Raw genomic sequence first — 23,182 nt, forward strand, 5'->3', positions numbered from 1 at the left:
CCGGGCCGTGAGGATTGGTCCACACAGAACTTGATACGGCGGAGGGAGTGAAAAATGAGCGACCGCGACTTCATCGAGACCCGTGACGCTGATCAGGAGACCAGCAAGTGGTAATCCCCTGACCAGCGAACGCGCCGCCCGTATGGAACTCAATCCGTACGGGCGGCGCGTCGTCCGAGAGAGGCTGAGATGGTAGGAAATCGCGTTTCAGAAGTCATCGACATTCCCGCCGATCTGCTGGTGACCGACGACTCCTCCGACGACCGGTACTGGGCGTCGGTGGAACGCGTCGTCGCGCTGGCCGAGGACCGGGGGCGGGCCGCCGACGGGATACCGCTGCTGGCGTCTGTCGCGGTCTCCCACCCCGAATGGCCGGTGCGGGCCGGCGCGGTGCGCCTGCTGGCCCGGCACCACGCGGGCGACCCGGCCGCCGACTCCGCCGTGGCCGCGGCCACCCACGACGTCGTCGACTGGGTCGCGTTCACGGCACTCAAGGTCATAGCGGAGCACCGGATCTCCGCCGCCGTCCCCGACCTCATCCGCATCTCCGGCTGGCCCAGCAACTTCACCCGGCCCGACTGGACGCGCAAGCCCGTCGGCTGCGGCGCGGCGCTCACCAAGCGGGCTCTCATCGCCGTCTTCGGCACCCGTGACCCCGCCGAGCTCCGCCGCCTGGAGGACGAGTACTTCTCGGACATGCGGACCCGGCTGGAAGCCGCGCGCAAGCGCCCCCGGCGCACCACCGACGTCGTCCTGGTGCCCGGCGGCCCGGCCGTCATCGGTGCCAACGAGCAGCCCGACGCCTTCCGCATGGCACAGGACGACAGCACGCTGCGCGCCGTGGACGTGCCCGCGTTCCTCATCGACCGGACGACGGTGACCAACGCGCGCTACCGCGAGTTCCTCGACGAGGTGGGCGACAGCGGCGAGTTCGACCACCCGGACCAGCCGCTTGAGCGGTCGCACCGCCCGGTGCACTGGCACGACCCGCGCTTCAACGCACCCGGCCAGCCCGTCGTCGGCGTCGACTGGTACGACGCGTACGCCTTCGCGAAGTGGGCGGGCGGTGAGCTGCCCAGCGAGGTCCAGTGGGAGAAGGCCGCACGCGGCGTCGACGGCCGGCGCTTCCCGTGGGGCGAGGAGTGGGACCCGGGCCGGGTGAACTACGTCGAGCGGTCGTTCGGCGAGGAAGTGGCCGACCTCGACTCCCTGGAGGCTCTGCTGGTCACCGTCTCGCAGGGCGACAACCCCGCCCACCCGGTGCTGCCCGCCGACGCCCTCCCGCAGGGCGCCAGCCCCTACGGCGCCCTGCAGATGTCGGGCAACGTCTGGGAACTGACGCGCACCAACTTCTACACCGGCGAGGACATGGACCCCTTCTTCAAGGGCCGCCACCCGCTGGACTTCATGAACCGCAAGGAGGCCTTCCACGTGCTGCGCGGCGGCACCTGGACCTCTCCGCCCTCCTGCCTGACCACGTTCTACCGGGGCAAGGACCTGATCACCGACCGGCACAACGAGGTCGGCTTCCGCTGCGTGTACGAAGCGAGCCTGTGATGCGACTGACCTCCCTCGGCCACGCGGCCGTCCTCGTCGACACGGGAACCGAGCGGATCCTCTTCGACCCGTGGCTCACCCAGCGCCTGGACCGCTTCTGGGAACACCACCCGCCACTGCCGGACCAGCTGGTCCGCGAGGTGCTCGACGAGGGCATCGACTACGTGGTGCTCAGCCACCACCACTTCGACCACCACCACTTCCCCTCACTGCTGCGACTGGTCGACGGCGCCGACGTGGACTTCGACGACAGCCCGCGCCAGAGCTCCGGGGTCACCTGCATCTACCCGGCGGGCCCCGTGCCGCCGCAGCTGACCGCCTCGGGGCTCGGGCATCAGGCGATCGCCTGGACGCTGCGCCGCTTCGGCTACGAGAACCTCCAGCCGGTGACGCCGGGCGACACGGTGACCCTGGGCGGGGCGACCCTGAGGACGTTCCCCTCGGCCGTGTCCTTCCCCGAGATGAGCGTGCTGGTGCAGACCGACGACGCGGCCGTCATGCTGTGCGGCGACGCGCTCCTGCACGAGGACACCGTGGCCGCCTTCCGCCGCTCCGACGCACCGCGGCTCGACGCGCTGTTCGTGCCGGCGCACAGCATCTCCCCGCCCGGTGTGCTCACCGAGCGCCGGCCGCTGACCGACCCGGACGCGGTGCGCGCACGCGCCGTCGCCAACTTCGACCGGTACGTCGACGCGCTCCCCGCGTCCGTGACCGTGCCCTCCTCGTTCGGCTGGCGGATCAGCGGCGACGGGGAACGGGACTACGACTGGTGCAACCGCACGATCTTCCCCTTCACCCCGGCCGAGGCCCTGCGCCGCCTCGGCGAACGGGACCGCGACGGCCTGCTGTGGGGCCCGGGCCAGGTGATCGAGGTCACGGACGGAAAGGTCTCCCCGGTCGAGGGCCCGGTCCCGCCCGGCGGGTACGACTTCGACGAGGTCTACGCGACGGTCACCCTCGACCCGGACACCCCCGTGCCGCCTTTCGACGCCTCCCTCGACCGGTACGGGCGGCAGACCCGTGACTGCGAGGGCATGCTGGGCGAGCTGCTGGACCGGCTGGTGGCGACCGACTACTGGTACCGGGCGCTGGACCACGGCGCCGGACGCCACGTCGTCTCGCTGTACGAGGACGATGGCACCGAGACCTCCTTCCTGCTCGACCCGGTGGCGGGCAGGGTGACCCGGCTCGGACCGGGACCGGCCCGCGGCCATCTCGCCGGCGGTGAGGGCTGGACCGAGATCGCGGCCTCCACGCTGGAGGCGATGCTCGGCGCCGACCTGCTGTTCGGCAGCTCCTTCGGCCTGTGGGCCAGCGACGGCGTGCTGCTCTCCGCGGTCTTCCACCACCCGTCGTTCTACACACGCCACGTGGAGCGCGCCCAGCGGGAGGCGAGCGGGGCATGAGCGAGCCGCTCGTGCTGGAGCACGCGAGCGCCTGTCTGCGCGGCAACCCGCTGGGCGACCCGTACCGCCGCCGCATCGAGGTGCACCTGCCGCCCGGGTACGACGGTGTACGGCGGTTCCCGGTCGTGTACTGGCTGCCCGGGTTCGGTGCCCACCCGAGCCTCGGCAACCGGTCGCTCGCCTTCGGCGGGTCCGTCGGCGACCGGCTGCGCCGGGCGATGACGAACGGCGTGGTGCCTCCCGCACTGCTCGTGGTGCCCGACTGCACGACCTCCTACGGCGGCTCGCAGTACATCGACTCCGCCGCCTGCGGCCGGTACGCCGGCCACCTCGCCGAGGTCGTCGCCGAAGTCGACCGGAGCTTCGCGACGCTGGCCGAGCCCGCGGGACGCGCCGTGGCCGGCAAGTCCAGCGGCGGCTACGGCGCGCTGGTGGCGGGCATGACGTCCGGGCTGTTCGCGGCGGTGCTCGCCTTCTCGCCCGACGCCGGGTTCGAGCACTGCTACCTGCCGCTGCTGCCCGCCGCGCTCGACACCGTCCGGGCGGCCGGCGGCGTCGAGGAGCTGCTGGCCCGCCGGGACACCGGCCCGCACGACGTCCCCTTCATGGTCGCGATGAGCATCGTGGCCATGGGCATGTGCTACGCCGACACCCCGGGGACCACCCCCGGCGACGCGCTGCCGTGCGACCCCGCCACCGGTCTGTTCCGCGACGAGGTGTGGCGGCGGTGGCTCCGCCACGACCCGGTGCGGATGCTCCCCGGCCACGCCGGCCGGCTCGCCGCGCTCGCGCTGCTGCACGTCACCGTCGGCGAACGCGACGACTACGGCATGCACTGGGGGGCCCGTGCGCTGCACGCAGCCCTCGACGCGCACGGCGTTCCCCACGGCTACCGGGAGCACGAGGGAGGACACCACGGCATCGAGCACGTGTTCACCGGGGCGCTGGCCCTGTTGTGGGAACTGTGGCGGGAGGACGGCGCATGTGCGGCATAGCCGGATTCATCAGCTTCGAGGGACGGCGCGACACCGACTGGATGGACGCGCTCGGCCGGACGATGACCGGCGCCATGGCACACCGGGGCGAGGGGGCCCGCGCCCCGTACGTCTCGGCCTGCGGCACGGTGATGCTGTGCGCGACGCGCCTGGCGGTCCGCGACCGCACCGATGCGGGCGACCAGCCGATGACCGACCCCACCGGACGGGTCGTCCTGGTGCACAACGGCGAGGTCTACGGCTCCCGTTCACCCGCCCCGCCGCTGTGGCCCCGCCGCACCACCTGCGACACCGAGTACGTGCTCCAGCAGGTGTGCCGCGAGGACGATCCGGCGTCCGCCCTTCGGCCGCTGTCGGGCATGTTCGCCCTCGCCTGGCACGACACATGGACCGGCCGCGTGGTCCTCGCCCGCGACCACTTCGGCGTCAAACCGCTGTTCTACGCCTACACGCACGGCGGGCTCCTCTTCGCGTCCGAGGCGGGAGTGCTGCTGCGCACCGGCCTGGTGAGCCCCGAGGTGGATCCCGAGGAGTACGTCCTGCGCTCCTGGATCAGGATGGACGCGGCCGACGACCACACCTGGCTGCGCGGCGTGCGCGCACTGCAGCCCGCCGAGTACCTGTCGGTCGACCGTCCCGGCACGAGCACCCACCGCTACTGGCTCCCCACCCCGGTGGACGGGCTGGTGAGCCCGGAGGAGATCAGGGACGCCTTCGACCGGGCGATCGCCCAGCGGGCCGCGTCCGACGTCCCCCGGGCGGCGGTGCTCAGCGGCGGTGTCGACAGCACCGCGGCCGTCGCGGGCCTGACCGCGCTGGGCGTGCCCGTCGAGGGATACGTCCTGCGCTACCAGGACGGCATCGGCGGCTCCGGCGACGACGTCGTGCACGCGGCCGAGGCCGCCGAGCGCCTCGGCGTGCCGCTGACCGTGTGCGACCTGGACCGGCACCGCGCCGCCGAACTCGTGCCCGTCCTGCCCACCCGGCTGATGCGGCCGCTGCTGCACGGCGCCGAACTGGCGATGCACCACCTCTACGGCGTCATCGCCCGCGACCGCAACGTGGTCGTGTACTCGGGCCACGGGGCGGATGAGCTGTGGGGCTACCAGGCAGGTCGCTACTTCCCCGTCGTCGACCCCTACGCGCCCACCTACATCCACGGGCGCCACTACCTGACCCACCAGCTCTACTCCGACGAACGGCCGGTGTGGGCGAAGCTCGTGACGTGGATGGCGCGCGAACTCGACGTCGACATGGCGGCGGTCACCGACCTGGTGTGGGAGCGCACCATGGACGAGTACCGGGCGATCAAGACGGCGTCCCCGCTCAAGCGCGGCCGGCACCACCTGCTGCGGCGCTTCCTGGTCTACGTCAACGACATGGTGGACGCCACGTCGGCGACCTTCACCCTGGAGGACCGGCCCGTCTTCCAGGACGTCGCCCTCGCCGAACTGGCCTTCCGCTGCCCCGAGCACCTGAAGAACTCCGGCGAGCCGGGCAGCAGCCACAAGGGCCTGCTCAAGGAGGCGCTCGCCGACCTCCTGCCGGACTCGGTGCGCCACCGCCCCAAACAGGGCTTCCCCACCCCCACCGACCCCCGGTACGTCCGACAGCTGGCGGGCCTCGCCGACGAGCTCGGCAGCCCGTTCGCGCTGCCGCCGCTACCGGCCGGGCTCCGGGACGAACTGGGCGTGGGCGAATGGATGTTCCTTGCTTCGACCTCCGCGTGGCTCGGCCACCTCGCGGAGCTCCGCACCGACCCGAGGAGTCATGGTGAGCAGTCCCGTTCCCCTGTGGCGCTGGCAGTCCCTGGACCACGTGGAGGGTCTTGACCGGGTGCCCCCGGCGATCGACGAGGCCCGCGCCCAGAGCTGGTGCAACTTCGTGCTGTGGCGGCCGTCCCAGCTGCCCGAGGGGTGCGGCACCAGCGTCGGAACCCTGCGCCGCGAGGCGCCCCCCGGACGGGTCGAGGCGCAGGGGCGGACCCCGTGGAGCGACGCGAACCCGTCCGGCTACCGCACCGAGATCTCCGGCGGGGGCCGGCGGCTGCGTCTCAAACAGTTCCTGTACGACTGGGCCTTCCCGGCCGCCGACCACCCGTGCCTGTGGGGCAGCCGGACCCGGCCGGCGGAGATCGGCGAGGGCCGGGTGGTCTGGCTCGGTACCGACTACCTGGACCACCGGGGCGCCAGCGCCCGGATGGCCCGCACCACGGTCGAACTCTCGGTACTGGAGGGCGAGTTCTCCGACGAGGAGATCGTCGCGCTGTACGCCGCGCTGCGGCCGGCAGTCCCGGAGGCGGTGCCGAGGGTGCTGGCCACCCCCTTCGCCGAGCTGAGCTACTGGGCCAGGCACCCGGCCGACATGGTCTCGGTGCCCACCGGTGTCTTCCGCTTCCACCGCCGCGGGCGTGAGCACGAGGGCGACTGGGTCCCGTCGGAGAAGGTCGAGGACTTCCTCACCGCCCAAGGGGTGCCGGTGGCCGCGGGGGAGTTCCGCGCCGAGAGCGCCGCCACGTTCGGCGACGGCGTCACCGTACGGGAACTGGACGTCGTGTACTCCTCGCCGGCCGGCGCGGAACTGCGCCTCACCGCCCAGCGGACCGGTGGCGGACGGCTCGAGTTCCCGCCGGAGCAGGACAAGCACCCCGCCGCAACCGAGGAATGCGACCTCGGCGGACGCCCGGTCCGGCTCGGCCACCTCAGCGCCGAGTTCGGGGCCTGCGACGCCTGGTGGCAGCACCCCGACGGATACGGCCTCCGGCTGCTCGGCAGTGCGGGGGCGGGCCTGGGCCGGGAGGCGTTCCTCGGCCTGGTCGCCGAGATCGACGGCGCCCTGCGGCTCGACGGCAACGCCGGGGTGCTGGGATGAGTGCCGCGGGCCGACCGGTCCTCGACCCCGCGACCGGCCGCACCGTCGCCCATGTGCCGGACACCGGCGCGTCCGGCGTCGCCGACGCGGTGGCCCGGGCCGAGGCGGCGTTCCACGAGGTCTGGGCCGACACCTCACCGGCCCGCCGCGGCGGCCTGCTGCGGGAACTCGCCCGGCTCCTGCGTGAGGACCGCGACGAACTCGCCGCGCTGGAGCGGCTGAACGCGGGAAAGCCCACCCGGCGTGCTCTGGGTGAGGTGGACTTCGCGGCCGAGGTGGCCGACTGGTTCGCGGCGGCGGCCCGGTACCCGGTGGGGGAGACCCACCCGGCCGGCCCCGGCCTGCGCACCTACACCGACCGGGTGCCGGTCGGGGTGTGCGCGGCCGTCGTCCCGAACAACTACCCGCTGCTGCTCGCCGTCTGGAAGATCACCGCGGCACTCGCGTACGGCAACACGGTGGTCGTGAAACCGGCGCCCGAGACCCCGCTGTCGGTCCGCCGCCTGGTCGCCCGGGCCGGTGAGGTGCTTCCCGAGGGCGTACTCACCGCCGTCCACGGCGGCGCCGGGACCGGCCGGCTGCTGTGCGCCCAGCCGGCTGTCGGCATGGTCTCCTTCACCGGCTCGACGGCGGCCGGGCGCGAGGTGGCGCGGCGCTGTGCGGACGGCCTCAAGCCCGTCTCCCTGGAACTGGGCGGCAAGAGCCCCGTCGTGGTCTTCCGGGACGCCGACCTCGACGCGGCCGCGCGGGCGGTGGTCACCGGTTTCACCGGCAACACCGGTCAAGTCTGCGTGGCGGGTTCCCGTCTGGTCGTGGACCGGGCCGTGCACGCGGAGTTCGTCGGCCGGGTGGCCGCACTGGCCGCGGACCTCGCGGTCGGCCCGCCGGACGATCCCGCCACCGACCTCGGCCCGCTGATCAGCCGGGCCGCCGTGGACCGTACCGCCGACGTGGTCGGGGAAGCGGTGGCCAAGGGCGCGGAGCTGATCCTCCCGCCCGGCCGCTCCGAGGTCACCCACGGCCTCGACGGCGGGTTCTTCGTCCACCCGGCGATCGTGGACCGTGTGCCCCGGGACAGCCGCGCCTGGCGGGAGGAGGTCTTCGCCCCCGTGCTGTCCGTCGCGTCGTTCGGCACGGACGAGGAGGCTCTGGCCCTCGCTCACGACACCGCGTACGGCCTGTCGGCCTCGGTCTGGACCTCGGACGCCGGCCGGGCCGAACGCTTCGCCCGGGCACTACGGGCCGGCATGGTCTGGGTCAACACCTGGGGCGACACCGAGGAGACGGTCAGCGTCTCGGGCCTTGGCCAGTCCGGGTACGGCCGTGAGCTGGGCATCCACGCGGTGGAGGGCTACACCAGGCCCCGCGCTGTCTGGATCGCCCACCGTCCGGGACGGTAGGCCCCATGGTGTGGACCGGCCTCCCGCGACTCGACTTCCGCAGCGACACGCGCACGTCGCCGGACGAACGGATGCGTGCGGCGATGGCCGCGGCCGAGGTCGGCGACGACGTGTACGGCGACGACCCGACGGTCGCCCTGCTGGAGGAGCGGGTGGCCGCGCTGCTCGGCACCGAGGCCGCGCTGTTCACTCCGACCGGCACGATGGCGAACCTGCTTGCCCCGCTCGCCGCGACCGGCGGGCGGGGCACACCCGCGCCGCGGGTGATCGCCGGCGTGGACACCCACATGGCGTTCCTCGAGGCGGACGGGCTGCGCCGGTTCGGCGGGGTCGACCTGGTGCTGGTGGCGCAGCGCCCCGACGGACTGCCCGACCCCGGTGCCCTGGCCGCGCTGCTCGCCGACGGGGCGGGCGCGCCGACCGTGGTCTGTGTCGAGAACACCGCCATGATGCGCGGCGGCAACGCCCTGGACGCCGGGGCGACGCGCACGGTGGCCGCGCTGGCCCGCCGGCACGGTGCCCACCTCCACCTCGACGGGGCCCGGCTCGCGAACGCGGCCGTGGCGCTCGGGGTGCCTCCCGCGGAGTTGGCCGGTCCGGCGGACAGTGTCGCCTTCTGCGTCTCCAAGGGGCTCGGTGCCCCGGCCGGCGGACTGCTGTGCGGAACACGCGAGTACGTCGTGCGCGCCCGCGAGCTGCGGGGGTGGCTGGGCGGCTCCCTGCACCAGGCGGGGGTCCTCGCGGCTCCCGCACTGGTCGCGCTGGGCCGGCTGCCCGACCTGGCCGCCGACCACGACAGGGCCGCCGCGCTCACCCGCGCGCTGGCCTCGGTGCCCGGCGCCCAGCTGATGAGGCCGCCGCGGCCGACCAACATCGTCCTGGCACGGCTGGCCGGGATGACCGCCCAGGAGTGCGCGGCGCGCCTGGCCGACCACGGGGTCGGCGTCCTGCCGCTGCCGAACGGATACGTGCGCTTCGTGACCCACCGGGCGCACGACATGATCGGGGTGCGCGAGGCCGCCGACGCGCTGGAGGCCGTGGCGGCCGGCGCCCGGGGCGCGGTCCGCGCCCGGCCGAGCCCACCCGGACGGGAAGACGTCCCGTCCCGAACGGAGGAAGCATGACAGCGAAAACCGAGGCGCGTGGACTTGAGGCGCGGCTGCGGGACACTCGGGCACGGCTCGAGAACGACGTCGATCTGTGGGTGGCGACCGCGGGCGCCTCGCGCGGCGTCCATCTCGTGCCTCTGTCCTACCTCTGGGACGGGACGGCCATCGTCGTCTCGACGCCCCGCGACTCGGTCACCGGCCGCAACCTGCTCTCGGACGGCCGGGTCAGGCTCGGCCTGGGCCCGACGCGCGACGTGGTGATCGTGGACGGCGTGGCCGAGCCGGTGGACGTCGCCGAGCTGGGCCGGGAGGCGGGGGACGCCTTCGCGGAGAAGACCGGCTTCGACCCACGCAAGCTGGACGAGCCCTACCAGTACTTCCGCATCCGGCCCCGGCGCGTCCAGGCCTGGCGGGAGGCGAACGAGCTGGCCGGACGCGGCCTCATGCGCGACGGCGTCTGGCTCGGCTGACCCCGGCCGCCCCCGGCGCCCCTTCCCGCACCGTCGGCCGGTCGTGGCGGCGACCGGTCGGCGCGGCCGTGTTCCAGTCGTGCTTGACCGGTGTTGAAGAGGGCTTTGCCAGGCTGCGAGTGGCAAGGCATCTGTCGATCTCAAAGGGGCGAATATGGGAGCCATCGAGGTTCCGGTTCTGATCGTGGGCGGTGGCGGATGCGGTCTGTCCGCCTCCGTCTTCCTGTCCGACCAGGGCGTCGATCATCTGCTGGTGGAACGGCACCCGGACACATCGAGGGTCCCGAAGGCGCACTACCTCAACCAGCGCACGATGGAGATCTTCCGCCAGCACCACGTCGCCGACGACGTGTTCGTCGAGGCCGCACCGCTGGAGAAGTTCGGCAAGGTGCGCTGGCAGACCACGCTCGCCGGCGACGGGCCGCTGGACCGGCGCCTGATCCACGAGATGGATGCCTTCGGTGGCGGTGAACTGCGCGAGACCTACGCGGCGGCCGGCCCCGTCCTGCCCGCCAAGCTGCCGCAGATGTGGCTGGAGCCGATCCTGCGCCGGCACGCGGAGGAGCGCAATCCGGGACGGGTCCTCTTCCACCACGAGGTGGTCTCCTTCTCCGACGAGGGCGATCACGTCGTCGCCGAGGTGCGGAACCTGGACACCGGGGAGACCACCACCGTCACGTCGCAGTACCTCATCGGGGCCGACGGCGGCCGCATGGTCGGAGCCGCGGTCGGCATCGAGATGCAGGGCCCGCCCGGACTGGTCAACACCACGACCGCGTACTTCTCCGCCGACCTGTCCGAGTGGTGGGAGGAGGGAACGCTCATCACGCACTTCCTCAGCCCGGAGGACCCCGACCTGTCCAGCAACCTCATCGAGATGGGACCGAGCTGGGGCAAGGACTGCGAGCAGTGGGGCCTGCACTTCGCCCCGGGCCCGCCCGGACGCTGGGACGCGGAGACGGTCGTCCCCCGGATCCGGGAACTGCTGCGCATACCGGACCTCGAGGTGACGGTGCACAAGGTGACGGACTGGATCGTGCACGCGCACCTCGCCGACCGCTACCGGGTCGGCCGCGTCCTGATCGCCGGCGACGCCGCACACCGTCAGCCTCCCGCCGTCGGCCTCGGCCTCAACACCGGCATCCAGGACGCGCACAATCTCGCCTGGAAGCTCGCCGCGGTGCTCGGCGGCCGTGCCACCGACGGCCTGATCGACACCTACGAGGCCGAACGCAGGCCCGTGGGCCGCGAGAACGTCGACTGGGCGGTGTCCGCCGCCGTGCACCACCAGGCGGTCATCGACGCCGTCGGCGCCGGTCACAACATCCCCGCGGGGCGCCGCAAGCAGCGCCTCGAGGCGTACTTCGACCCCTCGCCGCTCGGTGACACCGTGCGCGAGCGTGCCCTGGAGATCTTCCACACGCACCGCGGGGGCTGCCAGTCGCTCGACATGGAGGTCGGCTTCCACTACGAGGACGGTGCGCTCGTCCCGGACGGCAGCGAGGCGCCGGCCCGCGTCCCGATGCGCAACGAGCACCGGCCGACGTCCCGCCCCGGGCACCGGCTGCCGCACGCCTGGATCACCCGGGACGGCCGGCGCCAGTCCACGCTCGACCTCACCGGCCGGACCGACTTCACGCTGATCACGGGCCCGCAGGGGACGTCGTGGCGCGATGCGGCCGTGCGGGTGGCGGAGAAGTTCTCCGTCGGCCTGCGCACGGTGTGCATCGGAGCCGACGGCGAGTACGCCGACGTGGACGGTGGCTGGGAGGCCGTCCGCGGGATCACCGATGCCGGCGCGCTCCTGGTCCGTCCCGACCAGCATGTCGCCTGGCGCAGCGCGGAGGGCGTCGAGGACGCGGAGCAGGTCCTGGCACAGGCGTTCGCCGCGGTGCTTGACCGCTGACGGCACGTGGGAAGACGACAACGGCCGTGCCCGGGAAGCCGGGCACGGCCGCTCGCGTTCGCGCAGGACCGTTCAGGCGCCGACCGAGACCGCAGGGGCCGCGGCGTTCTGCTTGATCCACGCCAGGACCCGGTCGGCGGCCTGGCGGGCGGAGGCCATGCACACCCCGACGCCCACACCGTCGTACAGTGCCCCGCACACCGCGAGGCCGGGCTGGGCGGCCACCGCCTCGCGGATCCGCCGCACCCGCTCGAAGTGACCGACGGTGTACTGCGGCAGGGCGTCCTCCCAGCGGCTGACCCGGGTCGCGACCGGAACCCCGCTGACGCCGGTGGCCTCGGCCAGCTCGGCCGTCGCCAGTGCCACGAGGTCGGCGTCGTCGCGCTGCAGCAGGTTCTCCTCGCCGAACCGCCCGATCGAGCAGCGGACTATCTCCACCTCGCCGGCCAGGTGCGGCCACTTCACGGTGGTGAACGTGACCTCCTTGACCGCCTTACCCTCCACCGCGGGCACCCGGTAGGCGGTGTACCCGCGGCCCGAGAGCCCGCCGGGGAACGCCGCGTGGGGATAGGCGAGGGTGACCATCGCCACGCTCGAGTACGGCACCTCGGCGAACGCCGAGACGGCCGGGGACATCCCGGGGACCGAACCCAGCAGCGCGCCCGCCGGTCCGGCCGGGACGGCGATGACGACGGCGTCGGCGTCGAGGTGCTCGGCGCCGGTGGAGGAGCCCACGGTCACCCGCCAGCCCCCCGCGGTGCGGGTGAGGTCCCGCACGGGGGCGCCGGTACGCACGGACGCGTCGGGCGCGGCCGCCAGCACCTGCCGCACGAGCACGGGGGGCAGCGAACCGAACCCGCCGTCGAGGGTCGCCACCCGCACCGGCGGCGGCTTCTGCCCCTCGGCGAGCACGGGCGTCAGCGAGGCGGCCGCGTCCGCGAGTGAGACGTGCGCGCGGGCCGCCTTGGCCAGCGGCGTCAGCGTGGCCTCGAACGACAGGTCCGCGGCGCGGCCGGAGAACACACCGGCGAGGAACGGTTCGACGAGGCGGTCCACGACCTCCCGGCCGAAGCGCCCGCCGACGTAGTCCGCCACCGACACGTCGCCGTCCCGGTCGAAGGACGGCAGTACGAGGTCCTGCCGGGCCCTGTCCACGCCCTCCGCGGAGACGACACCCGACCTGGCGAGGTCGTCCATGTCGCAGGGCACGCCCATGAACTGCCGGTCCGGCTGCTGCCGGACCTCGCCCCTGGTCCAGATCGCCGACGCGGTCACGCCCGCGGGCATGATCTGCTCGCCGAGCCCGGCGTCCTCGATCAGCCCGGTGGTCCTGCGCCGGTTGGCGTACAGCGACTCGGCGCCCTCGTCGACCGCGATCCCCGCCACTTCGGAGACCGACAGCTTCCCGCCGAGCCGGGACGACGCCTCCAGGACCGTCACCCGGACCGGCTCGTTGCGGAGCCGGAATGCCGCCGCCAGCCCCGCGATACCACCCCCGATGACGACTACATGGGGCTTTCCACTCACCTGATCCTGTTCGGTGCCAGCCATTCCACCAGATCCTTCGTGGTTAGTGTCGTAGAGGCCGTCCCGACGCCGGCGCCCGGCGTCGGGACAGGTCCCGGCAGTCTCGCGGTCAGGCCCAGCCCTGCGGTCGAGGGCGGCTGGAGAACCGTTGCCCGTCGCCGAACCAGCGGTGGAGGGCGTCGGTGAGGTCGTCGGTGGTGCCGGGTGAGGTCCAGGCGACGTAGCCGTCGGGGCGGACCAGGACGGTGTCGAGGGCGGGGTCGGGCGGGGTGGTCCAGGTGCCGGTGACGACGTCGACGCGGTCGGTGTGGTCGCGGGCCGTCTCGGCGGTGGTGCGGTCGGTGGTGAGGAGCAGGCCGCGTCCGGTGCGCAGGAGTTCGGCGACGGTGGTGCGGGTGCCGTGGGCGAGGGTGAGGGTGTGGTCGGGCGGCATGCGCCGGCCGAGCAGCGGGTGGTCGCCCTTGGCCAGGTCGTAGCGGACACCGAGGTTGCTCAGCATGCCGGCCGCGTACTCGGCGGCGTCCTTGTGGGACAGCAGCTCGCCCACGACCTCGCGGACCGGGTCCATGTCCTCGCCGGTGAGCCGCAGCTCGATCGCCGCGCGGGCGTTGCGTGCCAACTGCTCGCCGACGGGGTGGCGTTCGGCGTGGTAGGTGTCGAGCAGTCCCTCGGGTGCCCGTCCCGCGACGGCTGCCGCCAGCTTCCAGCCGAGGTTCACCGCGTCCTGGACACCCACGCTCAGCCCCTGCGCCATGGCGGGGGGCTGCACGTGCGCCGCGTCGCCGGCCAGGAACACCCGCCCGCGCCGGTACTCGGCGGCGGCCCGCGAGGCATCGGTGAAGCAGCTGATCCAGCGGCACCGCCCGTGGTGGATGGACTCGCCGGTGAGCCGCTGCCAGGCATCGGCGAGGTCGGAGAAGGAGAGCGCGTCGCGGTCGCGGGGCGGCGGCGTACCGGCCTCGTGGACGACCACCCGGGTGACACCGTCCTCCAGGTCCATCGCCATCACCATGCTGCCACCCGGCAGGTTCTCGCCGATGCGCCGCTTGCGGGTGTCGACACCGGTGACGTCGGCCGTGAGGAAGCCGCGCCGGCCGTCGGTGCCGGGGAAGGCGATCCCGGCCAGCTTGCGGACGGTACTGCGCCCGCCGTCGCAGCCGACCAGGTAAGCGGCCTGCTCCTCGGCCGGGCCGTCGGGGCCGTCGACGCTCACCACGACACCGTCGTCGTCCTGCCGAAGGGCGGTCACCTCCCGGCCGCGCAGGACCGGTACGCCGAGTTCGCCCACCCAGTCCTCCAGCATCCGCTCGGTGCGGAACTGGGAGACGCCGCGGTGCCCGTAGTGGTCCTGCGCCAGCATGCCGAGGTCGATCGGCACCCCGCCGAAGTGGCTGTCGGCGGGTTCCGTGTCGCCGAGGCGGCCCAGCAGGCCCCGCTGGTCGAAGCACTCGGCAGTACGCCTGGTGAAACTCGCGCCGCGCGACTGACGCGTCGGTGCGGACAGGCGCTCGTAGACGACGACGTCCGCGCCGCCGAGCCTGAGTTCGCCCGCCGTCATCAGCCCGACCGGCCCGGCCCCGACGACGATGACATCCCTGGCCATGTGTTCGCTCCTTCTGAATGGGTGCGACCGGGCGCTCACCGGCCGGCGTACTGCGGGACGCCACTGCCGAACCAGCGGTGGAGGGCGTCGGTGAGGTCGTCGGTGGTGCCGGGTGAGGTCCAGGCGACGTAGCCGTCGGGGCGGACCAGGACGGTGTCGAGGGCGGGGTCGGGCGGGGTGGTCCAGGTGCCGGTGACGACGTCGACGCGGTCGGTGTGGTCGCGGGCCGTCTCGGCGGTGGTGCGGTCGGTGGTGAGGAGCAGGCCGCGTCCGGTGCGCAGGAGTTCGGCGACGGTGGTGCGGGTGCCGTGGGCGAGGGTGAGGGTGTGGTCGGGCGGCATGCGCCGGCCGAGCAGGGGGTGGTCGCCCTTGGCCAGGTCGTAGCGGACACCGAGGCCGCTCACGATTCCGGCGGCCTGTTCGGCGGCGTCCTTGTGGGACAGCAGCTCGCCCACGACCTCGCGGACCGGGTCCATGTGCTCGTCACCGAGGTACAGCTTCGACGCCGCGCGGGCGTTGCGGATCAACTGCTCGCCGACGGGGTGGCGTTCGGCGTGGTAGGTGTCGAGCAGTCCCTCGGGTGCCCGTCCCGCGACGGCCGCCGCCAGCTTCCAGCCGAGGTTCACCGCGTCCTGCAGCCCGGCGCTCAGCCCCCACGCGGCCAGCGGCGGAATCTCGTGCGCCGCGTCGCCGGCCAGGAACACCCGGCCGCGCCGGTACTCCCCGGCCAGTGCGGCCGAATTCCCGCACGCCCACAGCCACTGGCAGTCCGCGTCGTCGATGGATTCGCCGGTCAGTCGCCGCCACGCGTCGGCGACCTGGGCGAACGTCAGGGCGCCCGGCTCCGGACGGGCCGGCAGGGCCGGATCGTGGACGACCACCCGGCAGCGGCCCGGGCCCACCGGAGTGCACACCACCATGCGGCCGCCGGGAAGCCGCTCGCCGATCGGCCGGGGCCGCGGGGTGACCCCGCTGATCTCCGCGGTGTACATGCCCCTGGTGGGCTCCCAGATACGGGTCGGGATGCCGGCCAGCGCCCGCACGGTACTGCCCGCCCCGTCGCAGCCGACCACGTACCCGGCCGTCTCCTCGCCGGGCCCGTCGGGGCCGGTGAAGGACACCACGACCCCTTCGGGTGTCTCCCGCAGGCCGGTCACCTCACGGGCCCGGCGCACCGGTACGCCGAGATCGGCCAGCCAGCCGCCGAGTGCACCCTCGGTCCTGGCCTGGGACAGGCCCAGCACGCCGCTGTGGTCCTGGTCGAGCATGCCTAGGTCGAACCGGACTCCGCCGAAGTGCCCCATCGGGCCCCACCGGAACTCGCCCAGGCGGCTCAGCAGGCCGCGCTGCCCCAGCGATTCGGCCGCTCGCCGGTTGAAGCCGAGCGCCCTGGACTCCTCGGCGGGCGCGGGCAGCCTGTCGTAGACGGCCACGTCCACCCCGCCCAGGCGGAGCTCCCCGGCCAGCATCAGGCCGGCCGGCCCCGCACCGACCACTATGACGTCAGTTCTCTTCATTTCATGAGGCCCTCTGCGCTGTGGCAATGGTTGGCCTTTGTGAAGCTACTCAGGGCGATGTCCGGTCGCAACGATTCCGAATTCCGCAGGCTCCGGTGGAGCGTGCGTTCACGTGGTCGCCACTTTTGAACGCGGGGGTGAACGCTTGAACGTGAGGAGCGCACCGCAGCAATATCGTCGGGTGTCTTCGGGAATTCCCTCTTCCGCGCGGAGAATGCGCGCCTCGACGGCCGCAGAAAGGAAGTCGACGTGACAGTCGAGAAGGTCGCCCTCGTCACGGGTGCCAACAAGGGAATCGGTTTCGCCGCCGCGCGGCAACTCGGTGAGCGGGGGATCGTCGTCCTCGTCGGCGCGCGGGACGAGGTGCTCGGCAAGGAGGCCGCCGACGCGCTGGCCGCCGACGGCATCGCCGCCACGCCGCTGAGGCTGGACGTGAGGGACCCGGCCTGCGTGGCCGGCGCCGCCCGCGAGATCGAACACCGCCACGGACGCCTGGACATCCTGGTGAACAACGCCGGCACCGCCGGGGGTTTCACCGGCGCACCGAGCCGGGCGACCGCGGCCGACATGCGTGAGGTCTACGAGGCCAACGTCTTCGGGGTGGTCACCGTGACCCACGCGATGCTGCCGCTGCTGCGCCGCTCCCCGGCCGGCCGCGTCGTCAACCTGTCCAGCCACCTGGGCTCGCTGACCCTCAACTCGGACCCCGGCTCCCCGCTGGCGGGAATCAACATGATCGCCTACCAGTCGTCGAAGACGGCGCTGAACGCGGTCACGGTCGCCTACGCCAAGGAGCTGCGGGGGACGCCCGTCAAGGTCAACGCCGCCCTGCCCGGGGTGGTGGCCACCGACATCAACCACCATCGCGGTCACCGCACGCCCGCCGAAGGGGCCGAGATCGTGGTCCGGCTCGCCCTGCTGGACGAGAGCGGCCCGTCGGGCGTGTGCCTGGCGGACGAGGGGCCCGTGCCCTGGTAGCGCGCGGCCCCGACGCACGGAGGCCGCCCTGCGGCCGCCGCATCCGACCACACCGCCGGGCCTGGCCGCGGCGGGCACGAGACTTGGAGAAGACAGTGGCGCTTGACGGAACGATCCTGGTGCTGGGCGGGACCGGCCGGCAGGGCGGGGCGGTGACCCGCGAACTGCTGCGGCGCGGGCACACCGTGCACGCCCTGGTCCGTGACCCGGACAAGGCGCAGGCGAGGGAGTTGCGGAAGGCGGGCGCCGTCCTGGTCCGCGGCGACATGGACGACGAGGCGTCGCTGACGGCGGCGATGCGGGACGTCCACGGGGTGTTCAGCGTCCAGACCTTCCGGGGGCCGGGCGGCGTCGAGGCCGAGGTGCGGCAGGGCAGGGCGGTGGCCGACGCCGCGGTGCGCGCCGGGGTACGGCACTTCGTCTACAGCTCGGTCGGAGGCGCGGACCGCGACACCCGGGTCCCGCACTTCGAGAGCAAGCTCCGGGTGGAGCAGTACCTGCGCACGCTCGACCTGCCGACGACGGTGCTGCGTCCGGTCATGTTCCACGACATCCTGCTCGACATCGCCCCGCGCCCGGCCGGCGGTGAACTCGTGCTGGCCATGTGGCTGGACCCGCGGACCCCGGTGCAGCTCATCGCGACCAGCGACATCGGCGTCTTCGCGGCGGACGCCTTCGAGAACCCGGACGCCTGGCTGGGCCGGGTGGTCGAGATCGCCGGCGACGCGCTGACCGGACCGCAGATGGCCGCGGCGTTCGAGGCGGTCGCCGGTGTCCCGGTCCGCTACCAGCGGCTGCCGATCGAGCCGCTGCGCTCGGCCCGCCCCGACCTCGCCAACATGTTCGACTGGTTCGAGCGGGACGGATACCGCGCCGACCTCGACGCGCTCCGCAGCACCAGGCCCGGCCTGGTGACGCTGGAGGCCTGGCTGGCGGACAACTGGACGGCCCCCGTGGCCGCGGTGGGACGCTGACGCGGCCTCAGGTGAACACCGGCTCCCGGGTGCGGGTCCGCTTGAGTTCGAAGAACCCGTCGGTCGCCGCCACGGCGAGCACCCCGTCCCACAGCCGCACCGCCGCTTCACCGCGGGGAGCGGGGGACACCACCGGGCCGAAGAACGCGACGCCCCCCACCGCGACGACGGGCGTGCCCACATCGGTGCCGACCCGGCCGACGGCGTCGTCGTGCGAGGCACGCACCGCGTCGTCGTACGTGTCCGAACCGGCCGCCTCGGCCAGGCCGGCGTCGAGGCCCGCGGCGGTCAGGGCCGCCGCGTAGGTGGCGGGCTCCTTGGGGGCCCGCTCCAGGTGGAACCGGGTGCCCAGCTCGGTGTAGAGCCGGCCCAGCACCTCGGGGCCGTACTTCTGCCCGGCGGCGGCGCAGACCCGGACCGGCTCCAGCCGCACCGCCAGGTCCCGGTGCCAGCGCTCGGGCAGGTCCGTGCGGCCCTCGTTGAGCACCGTCAGGCTCATCAGGCGCCAGCGGACCTCGAGAGGCCGCTGCCGGGCGACGTCGAGGACCCAGCGGGAGGTCAGCCACGCCCAGGGGCAGGTCGGGTCGAACCAGAAATCCACCGTGGTGGGGGTGTCGTGCCGCAACGGGGCCTCCTCGACGTAGCCGGGCCGGAACAATTTGGCAAGCGGTGCCGGAATTCTGCTGGAGCGCCGCTGGACATGGCCTGTTCAACCGCTCAAATTCCACGGTTGAACGCCCGGCGGATAATTGCGTCAAAAATTGAGCTTGCGGTTTTGAGAAGCGCCGACCTATTGTCTGGAATCCGCGAAAAGAGGCGCTCCGAAAGGGAAGGCATGTCCGTGCTGCCCGAGGTTCGTGACCAGTCCGACTCGTACTCACTGCTCCATCTCATTCAGGGCGCGGTGATCACACAGGCGATTTCCGTCGCGGCCAGACTCGGGATCGCGGACGTGCTGGCCGACGGCCCGCTGCCCGTCGAGGACATCGCGGCCCGGGTCGGGGCCCACCCCGGGGCGACCCACCGCATCCTGCGCGCGCTCGCCGGTCACGGGGTGTTCGCCGTCCGCCCGGACGGCCGGTACGAGCACACGCCGTTGTCCGACAAGCTGCGTGAGGACGCGCCGGACTCGATGCGCGGCTTCGCCCTGCTGATGAACCACCCCACGCTGTGGGAGGAGTGGGGCCACCTGTCCAGCACCGTGGAGACCGGTGAGGCCAACCTGCCCAAGCTGCGCGGCATGGGCGCGCTGGACTTCTTCCACGCCAACCCCGGCTACGCGCGGGTGTTCTTCCAGGCGTTCGGCGAGCTGTCGGCATCGGAGACCGCCCCGATCCTCGCCGCCTACGACTTCTCCCGGTTCGGCACCGTCGTGGACGTCATCGCCGGCCGGGGCAACCTCCTGGCGGGCATCCTCGGGCAGGCACCGGACGTCAAGGGCGTGCTGTACGACCAGGAGGTCGCGACCGTGGACTCGCCGGCGCTCTTCGAGGCGGCCGGAGTCGCGGACCGGCTCACCATCGAGCACGGCGGCTACCTGGGCAAGCTGCCCCCGGGCGGTGACGCCTACGTGTTCAAGCACATCATCCACGACTTCTCCGAGACCGACGCCGTCACGGCCCTGCGCAACGCGCGCGAGGCGATCGCCCCCGGAGGCAGGCTGCTCGTCATCGAGTACGTGCTCCCGGAGAACAACGAGAAGCACATCGGCCACACCATCGACCTCTGGCTGATGCTGATGCTCGGTGCCCGAGAACGCACCCGCGCGGAGTACACCGAACTGTTCGCCAAGGCGGGCTTCGAACTCACGAGAGTCGTTCCCACCAGCGCGCCGATCTCGGTCATCGAGGGCATCCCGGTCTGAGGGCGCCGCCGCAAGCAACCGACTCATCCACGCATACCGCACAGGAGAAGACCCGATGACCCCACGGATGGAAAACCCCTCCCTGGTCGTTCCCGGCGCCCTGCAGCCCCTGCTCGACCTGACCGAGGTCATCGGCAAGGTGGGCGTGCCGCAGACCACCCTCGACCTCGTCCGGCTGCGCGTCAGCGAGATCAACGGCCGCACCTACACGTTCCCGGACACCCCGGAGCAGGCGGCCGGGGCGGACGAGCGCCTGCCGCGGGTGGCCGGCTGGCGCACCGAGTCCTGCTTCGACGGGGCCGAGCGCGCGGCGCTGGAGATGGCCGAGGCCGTCACGCTGATGACCGATCCGCAGGACATGGCGTCGGACGAGATCTGGGAGAAGTCCGCCCAGTACTACACCGACGAGCAGCTCGGTGCGCTGGTCATGCACATCGGCCTGGTCAACTTCTGGAACCGGGTGAACGTCGCCACCCGCCAGGAAGCCGCGGCCTGGCGCTGAGAAGGGGAGACGCACTGTGCTGAAGCTCATCAACGCCGGCCTGGGCAGGACCGGCACGACCTCGCTGAAGGTGGCCCTGGACCGGCTCGGTCTCGGCCCCTCCTTCCACATGTTCGACATCGTCGGCGACGCGAAGCGCCTCCAGCAGTGGGAGCGGATCGTCTGCGACGGCGAGAGCCCCGACTGGGCGGCCGTCTTCGACGGCTACGGCTCCGCGGTGGACGGCCCCTGTGCCGTGTACTACCGGCAGATCAGCGAGGCGTTCCCCGACGCCAAGGTGATCCTGACGGTGCGTGACGCCGAGAGCTGGTACCGCAGCACCCACGACACCCTGTACCAGTTCGCCCTGCGCAGCATGGCGAACCCGCCGGAGCCCGGCAGCCCGCAGGCGCGGCTGTTCCGCGTCACCGGCACCATGGTCTGGGACGGTCTGTTCGGGGGCCGGTTCTCCGACAAGGACCACGCCATCGAGGTCTACCACCGCCACAACGAGGAGGTCGTGCGCGCCCTGGGCGCGGACAACGTCCTCGTCTACGACGTGCAGCAGGGCTGGGAGCCGCTGTGCGGCTTCCTGGGGGTCGGCGTTCCGCACGAGGAGTTCCCGCGGACCAACGACACCGCGTCCATGCGGCAGCGGATCGCCCGGGCGGCCGGCGCCGCCGCGGCGGCCACCGGCTGAGCCGGCGAGGAGCCACGGTGCTGATAACGGAAATGACGGTCCCCGGCGCGTACCGCGTCGAACCCGAGCCCCTGAGCGACCGGCGGGGGCACTTCTTCGAATCCGTGCGGTCCAGCTCCTTGCTGGCCGGCAGCGGCTGGGAGTTCACGGTCCGCCAGGTCAACTACTCGGTGTCCCGGCGCAACACCCTGCGCGGCATCCACGGCACCACGGTCCCGCCCGGCCAGGCGAAGTTCGTCACCTGCGTGCGGGGCAGCGCCCTGGACATCGCCGTCGACCTGCGAGTGGGTTCGCCGACGTTCGGCCACTACGACGTCACCCACCAGAGCCCCGAGACGGGGACGGCCGTGTACCTGCCCGACGGCGTCGGGCACGCCTTCCTCGCCCTCACCGACGACACGTGCATGAGCTACCTGTGCTCGCAGGAGTACGAGCCGGGGACGATGATCGACATCGATGCGCTGGACCCGGTCCTCGCCTTGCCCTGGGGCCTGACCGAGCCGCCGATCCGTTCCGACAAGGACGCCGCGGCGCCCACCCTCGCCGAGGCGGCGGCCGCGGGTCTGCTGCCCACCTACGAGCAGTGCCCGCCGCGCCGGCTCACCGCGGCACGGGCCGGACGGTAGAGCGCGCGCGACGGCGGTCGGTGCCCGCGGGCACCGACCGCCGTTCCGTGCTGCCCCGGGTCCGCGCGCCTCACCGGTTCCCGCTCACCGGGGCGTCCGGCCGAGGGCGTGCGCGCGGATGCGAGCCATCAGCCCGGCCTGCCGCACCAGCTCGCGGTGGTGCGCCGCCCGCGCCGCCGGATCGCGCACCGCGTCGTGGAAGGCGGTGAACACGCCGAGGAACTGGTCCGCAGCCGGGGCGAGGATCCTCGTCTCACGGTCCTTCTGCTGCAGCCGGAGAACCGGTCGGGCACTGTGCGAGGGCGTGAACGCCCACTCCAGGACCAGCCGCCCCTCGCTCCCCCACAGGTCGTACGTCGACCGGTAACCGTGGGACAGACCGAAGGAGCAGTGTGCGGTGACGCCGTCGTCGTCGCCCAGCAGCGCCACCCCGGAGACGTCCACGCCCAGGTCCGCGTCGTACTTCAGGCCGGCCCCCAAGACCCGCGCCGACGGCCCGAGGTACTCCTGGGCCGCGCGCACCGGGTAGCAACCGACCTCCCACAGCGCCCCGCCGCCGAGGTCCGCCTGGTACTTGATGCCGCGCGGGTCGGTCGGCGGAATCCCGAACGCGCCGTTGTAGGAGCGCAGTTCACCGATGGCTCCGTCGGCCACCAGGGACCGCGCCTGCTCGTGCTGGGGGTGCCTGAGGAAGGCGAAGTTCTCCATGACGACCAGCCCGCCCTCCTCGGCGAGCGCGACGAGGTCCCGGGCGCTGTCCTCTGCGGGCACGGCGGGCTTCTCCAGCAGCACGTGCTTTCCCGCTTCCAGCGCCCGCTGCGCCCACTTGGCGTGCTCGCTGTTCGGCAGCGGGATGTAGACCGCGTCGATGCCGGGCAGCTCCAGCAGCCGCTCGTAGCCCTCGACGGCCCGGCAACCGGCGGTGGCCGCGACGCCCTCCGCCTTCTCCCGGGAACGGCTCGCCACCGCGGCCAGCCGGAACGGTGAACGGCGGATCGCCGGGAGGGCCCGCCGAACGGCGATGTCGGCGCACCCGATGACGCCGATACCGGCCCTCTGCTCGGATTCGAGAGCGGGCGTCAGATCTTCGATTTCCACAGGTCCACCTAAACGACGACAGTAAATGCGAATGCCTGAACCGGTATGCCGTCAGCCTGAGTAAGCAGGCTCGTGTCTGTCAACAAGAACGTCATTCGGG

Annotated in this window: 20 protein-coding genes; 15 read left to right on the forward strand and 5 right to left on the reverse strand. The window is 72.8% G+C overall.

What is annotated here, in order from left to right; translation table 11 throughout:
* The first annotated feature begins 189 nt into the window (after positions 1-189).
* From ACIQ6R_RS35970 to ACIQ6R_RS36010, 9 genes are all read left to right on the forward strand, one after another.
* Positions 190-1,557 (forward strand): formylglycine-generating enzyme family protein, encoded by a 1,368-nt coding sequence (locus tag ACIQ6R_RS35970; RefSeq protein WP_404186404.1) that lies wholly within the window; start codon positions 190-192, stop codon positions 1,555-1,557.
* Entirely contained in the window at positions 1,557-2,963 is a 1,407-nt protein-coding gene (locus ACIQ6R_RS35975; protein ID WP_404226142.1) for an MBL fold metallo-hydrolase, read from the forward strand. The genes ACIQ6R_RS35970 and ACIQ6R_RS35975 overlap by 1 nt, the downstream gene beginning before the upstream one ends.
* Positions 2,960-3,958 carry an alpha/beta hydrolase-fold protein gene (locus ACIQ6R_RS35980; protein ID WP_404226145.1) on the forward strand — a complete coding sequence of 333 codons (999 nt, stop codon included), beginning with the start codon at positions 2,960-2,962 and terminating at the stop codon, positions 3,956-3,958. The genes ACIQ6R_RS35975 and ACIQ6R_RS35980 overlap by 4 nt, the downstream gene beginning before the upstream one ends.
* A complete protein-coding gene (locus ACIQ6R_RS35985; RefSeq protein ID WP_404226148.1) occupies positions 3,946-5,790 on the forward strand; it encodes an asparagine synthetase B family protein in 1,845 nt (614 codons plus the stop codon). Before ACIQ6R_RS35980 ends, ACIQ6R_RS35985 begins: the two co-directional genes overlap by 13 nt.
* Complete coding sequence (locus ACIQ6R_RS35990; RefSeq protein WP_404226150.1) at positions 5,729-6,829, forward strand: hypothetical protein; 1,101 nt, start codon at positions 5,729-5,731, stop codon at positions 6,827-6,829. Before ACIQ6R_RS35985 ends, ACIQ6R_RS35990 begins: the two co-directional genes overlap by 62 nt.
* Entirely contained in the window at positions 6,826-8,229 is a 1,404-nt protein-coding gene (locus ACIQ6R_RS35995; RefSeq protein ID WP_404226153.1) for an aldehyde dehydrogenase family protein, read from the forward strand. The genes ACIQ6R_RS35990 and ACIQ6R_RS35995 overlap by 4 nt, the downstream gene beginning before the upstream one ends.
* Positions 8,230-8,234: 5 nt before the next feature.
* Complete coding sequence (locus tag ACIQ6R_RS36000; RefSeq protein WP_404226155.1) at positions 8,235-9,353, forward strand: threonine aldolase family protein; 1,119 nt, start codon at positions 8,235-8,237, stop codon at positions 9,351-9,353.
* Complete coding sequence (locus ACIQ6R_RS36005) at positions 9,350-9,808, forward strand: pyridoxamine 5'-phosphate oxidase family protein (protein WP_404186418.1); 459 nt, start codon at positions 9,350-9,352, stop codon at positions 9,806-9,808. The genes ACIQ6R_RS36000 and ACIQ6R_RS36005 overlap by 4 nt, the downstream gene beginning before the upstream one ends.
* A 154-nt stretch (positions 9,809-9,962) precedes the next feature.
* On the forward strand, positions 9,963-11,714 hold the full coding sequence (locus ACIQ6R_RS36010) for an FAD-dependent monooxygenase (RefSeq protein WP_404226157.1): 1,752 nt from the start codon (positions 9,963-9,965) through the stop codon (positions 11,712-11,714).
* A 72-nt stretch (positions 11,715-11,786) separates the two neighbouring features.
* Here ACIQ6R_RS36010 and hemG read toward each other — a convergent pair whose 3' ends face one another.
* The 3 genes from hemG to ACIQ6R_RS36025 all read right to left on the reverse strand — a co-directional run bounded on the left by hemG (position 11,787) and on the right by ACIQ6R_RS36025 (position 16,361).
* Positions 11,787-13,265, reverse strand: coding sequence for a protoporphyrinogen oxidase (hemG, locus tag ACIQ6R_RS36015; RefSeq protein ID WP_404226160.1), 1,479 nt, complete (start codon positions 13,263-13,265; stop codon positions 11,787-11,789).
* A gap of 85 nt (positions 13,266-13,350) precedes the next feature.
* Positions 13,351-14,844, reverse strand: a complete 1,494-nt coding sequence (locus tag ACIQ6R_RS36020; protein WP_404226163.1) for an FAD-dependent monooxygenase — start codon at positions 14,842-14,844, stop codon at positions 13,351-13,353.
* A gap of 35 nt (positions 14,845-14,879) precedes the next feature.
* Positions 14,880-16,361: an FAD-dependent monooxygenase gene (locus ACIQ6R_RS36025; protein WP_404226165.1), complete on the reverse strand. Its 1,482-nt coding sequence runs from the start codon at positions 16,359-16,361 to the stop codon at positions 14,880-14,882.
* Positions 16,362-16,610: 249 nt separating this feature from the next.
* On the opposite strand from ACIQ6R_RS36025, the gene ACIQ6R_RS36030 reads away from it, so the two are divergent.
* Positions 16,611-17,339, forward strand: coding sequence for an SDR family oxidoreductase (locus ACIQ6R_RS36030; RefSeq protein WP_404226167.1), 729 nt, complete (start codon positions 16,611-16,613; stop codon positions 17,337-17,339).
* Between the two features lie 95 nt (positions 17,340-17,434).
* Positions 17,435-18,313 (forward strand): NmrA/HSCARG family protein, encoded by an 879-nt coding sequence (locus ACIQ6R_RS36035; protein ID WP_404226169.1) that lies wholly within the window; start codon positions 17,435-17,437, stop codon positions 18,311-18,313.
* A 7-nt stretch (positions 18,314-18,320) separates the two neighbouring features.
* Here the strand turns inward: ACIQ6R_RS36035 and ACIQ6R_RS36040 are convergent, their stop codons facing one another.
* The gene (locus ACIQ6R_RS36040; protein ID WP_404226171.1) at positions 18,321-18,938 is read right to left on the reverse strand and encodes a DsbA family protein; all 618 of its coding nucleotides are present in this window, start codon (positions 18,936-18,938) and stop codon (positions 18,321-18,323) included.
* Between the two features lie 210 nt (positions 18,939-19,148).
* Between ACIQ6R_RS36040 and ACIQ6R_RS36045 the strand changes: the two genes are divergently transcribed.
* From ACIQ6R_RS36045 to ACIQ6R_RS36060, 4 genes are read left to right on the forward strand one after another with little or no spacing between them, the layout of a single operon-like run.
* A complete protein-coding gene (locus ACIQ6R_RS36045; protein ID WP_404186434.1) occupies positions 19,149-20,177 on the forward strand; it encodes a methyltransferase in 1,029 nt (342 codons plus the stop codon).
* A gap of 55 nt (positions 20,178-20,232) precedes the next feature.
* Complete coding sequence (locus tag ACIQ6R_RS36050) at positions 20,233-20,679, forward strand: carboxymuconolactone decarboxylase family protein (protein WP_404186436.1); 447 nt, start codon at positions 20,233-20,235, stop codon at positions 20,677-20,679.
* Between the two features lie 16 nt (positions 20,680-20,695).
* Positions 20,696-21,358, forward strand: coding sequence for a sulfotransferase family protein (locus ACIQ6R_RS36055; RefSeq protein WP_404226173.1), 663 nt, complete (start codon positions 20,696-20,698; stop codon positions 21,356-21,358).
* 17 nt (positions 21,359-21,375) lie between these two features.
* On the forward strand, positions 21,376-21,984 hold the full coding sequence (locus ACIQ6R_RS36060) for a dTDP-4-dehydrorhamnose 3,5-epimerase family protein (protein WP_404186440.1): 609 nt from the start codon (positions 21,376-21,378) through the stop codon (positions 21,982-21,984).
* 84 nt (positions 21,985-22,068) lie between these two features.
* On the opposite strand, the gene ACIQ6R_RS36065 is transcribed toward ACIQ6R_RS36060, so the two are convergent.
* A complete protein-coding gene (locus tag ACIQ6R_RS36065; protein WP_404186442.1) occupies positions 22,069-23,082 on the reverse strand; it encodes a Gfo/Idh/MocA family protein in 1,014 nt (337 codons plus the stop codon).
* Positions 23,083-23,182: the final 100 nt, after the last annotated feature.

It is taken from the genome of Streptomyces sp. NPDC096048 (genome assembly GCF_044763415.1).
Classification (GTDB): domain Bacteria; phylum Actinomycetota; class Actinomycetes; order Streptomycetales; family Streptomycetaceae; genus Streptomyces.

Coding starts and splice junctions, on each gene's coding strand:
- ACIQ6R_RS35970 (WP_404186404.1), top strand. CDS start 190: ATGGTAGGAAATCGCGTTTCAGAAGTCATCGACATTCCCGCCGATCTG.
- ACIQ6R_RS35975 (WP_404226142.1), top strand. CDS start 1,557: ATGCGACTGACCTCCCTCGGCCACGCGGCCGTCCTCGTCGACACGGGA.
- ACIQ6R_RS35980 (WP_404226145.1), top strand. CDS start 2,960: ATGAGCGAGCCGCTCGTGCTGGAGCACGCGAGCGCCTGTCTGCGCGGC.
- ACIQ6R_RS35985 (WP_404226148.1), top strand. CDS start 3,946: ATGTGCGGCATAGCCGGATTCATCAGCTTCGAGGGACGGCGCGACACC.
- ACIQ6R_RS35990 (WP_404226150.1), top strand. CDS start 5,729: ATGGTGAGCAGTCCCGTTCCCCTGTGGCGCTGGCAGTCCCTGGACCAC.
- ACIQ6R_RS35995 (WP_404226153.1), top strand. CDS start 6,826: ATGAGTGCCGCGGGCCGACCGGTCCTCGACCCCGCGACCGGCCGCACC.
- ACIQ6R_RS36000 (WP_404226155.1), top strand. CDS start 8,235: ATGGTGTGGACCGGCCTCCCGCGACTCGACTTCCGCAGCGACACGCGC.
- ACIQ6R_RS36005 (WP_404186418.1), top strand. CDS start 9,350: ATGACAGCGAAAACCGAGGCGCGTGGACTTGAGGCGCGGCTGCGGGAC.
- ACIQ6R_RS36010 (WP_404226157.1), top strand. CDS start 9,963: ATGGGAGCCATCGAGGTTCCGGTTCTGATCGTGGGCGGTGGCGGATGC.
- hemG (WP_404226160.1), bottom strand. CDS start 13,265: ATGGCTGGCACCGAACAGGATCAGGTGAGTGGAAAGCCCCATGTAGTC.
- ACIQ6R_RS36020 (WP_404226163.1), bottom strand. CDS start 14,844: ATGGCCAGGGATGTCATCGTCGTCGGGGCCGGGCCGGTCGGGCTGATG.
- ACIQ6R_RS36025 (WP_404226165.1), bottom strand. CDS start 16,361: ATGAAGAGAACTGACGTCATAGTGGTCGGTGCGGGGCCGGCCGGCCTG.
- ACIQ6R_RS36045 (WP_404186434.1), top strand. CDS start 19,149: ATGTCCGTGCTGCCCGAGGTTCGTGACCAGTCCGACTCGTACTCACTG.
- ACIQ6R_RS36050 (WP_404186436.1), top strand. CDS start 20,233: ATGACCCCACGGATGGAAAACCCCTCCCTGGTCGTTCCCGGCGCCCTG.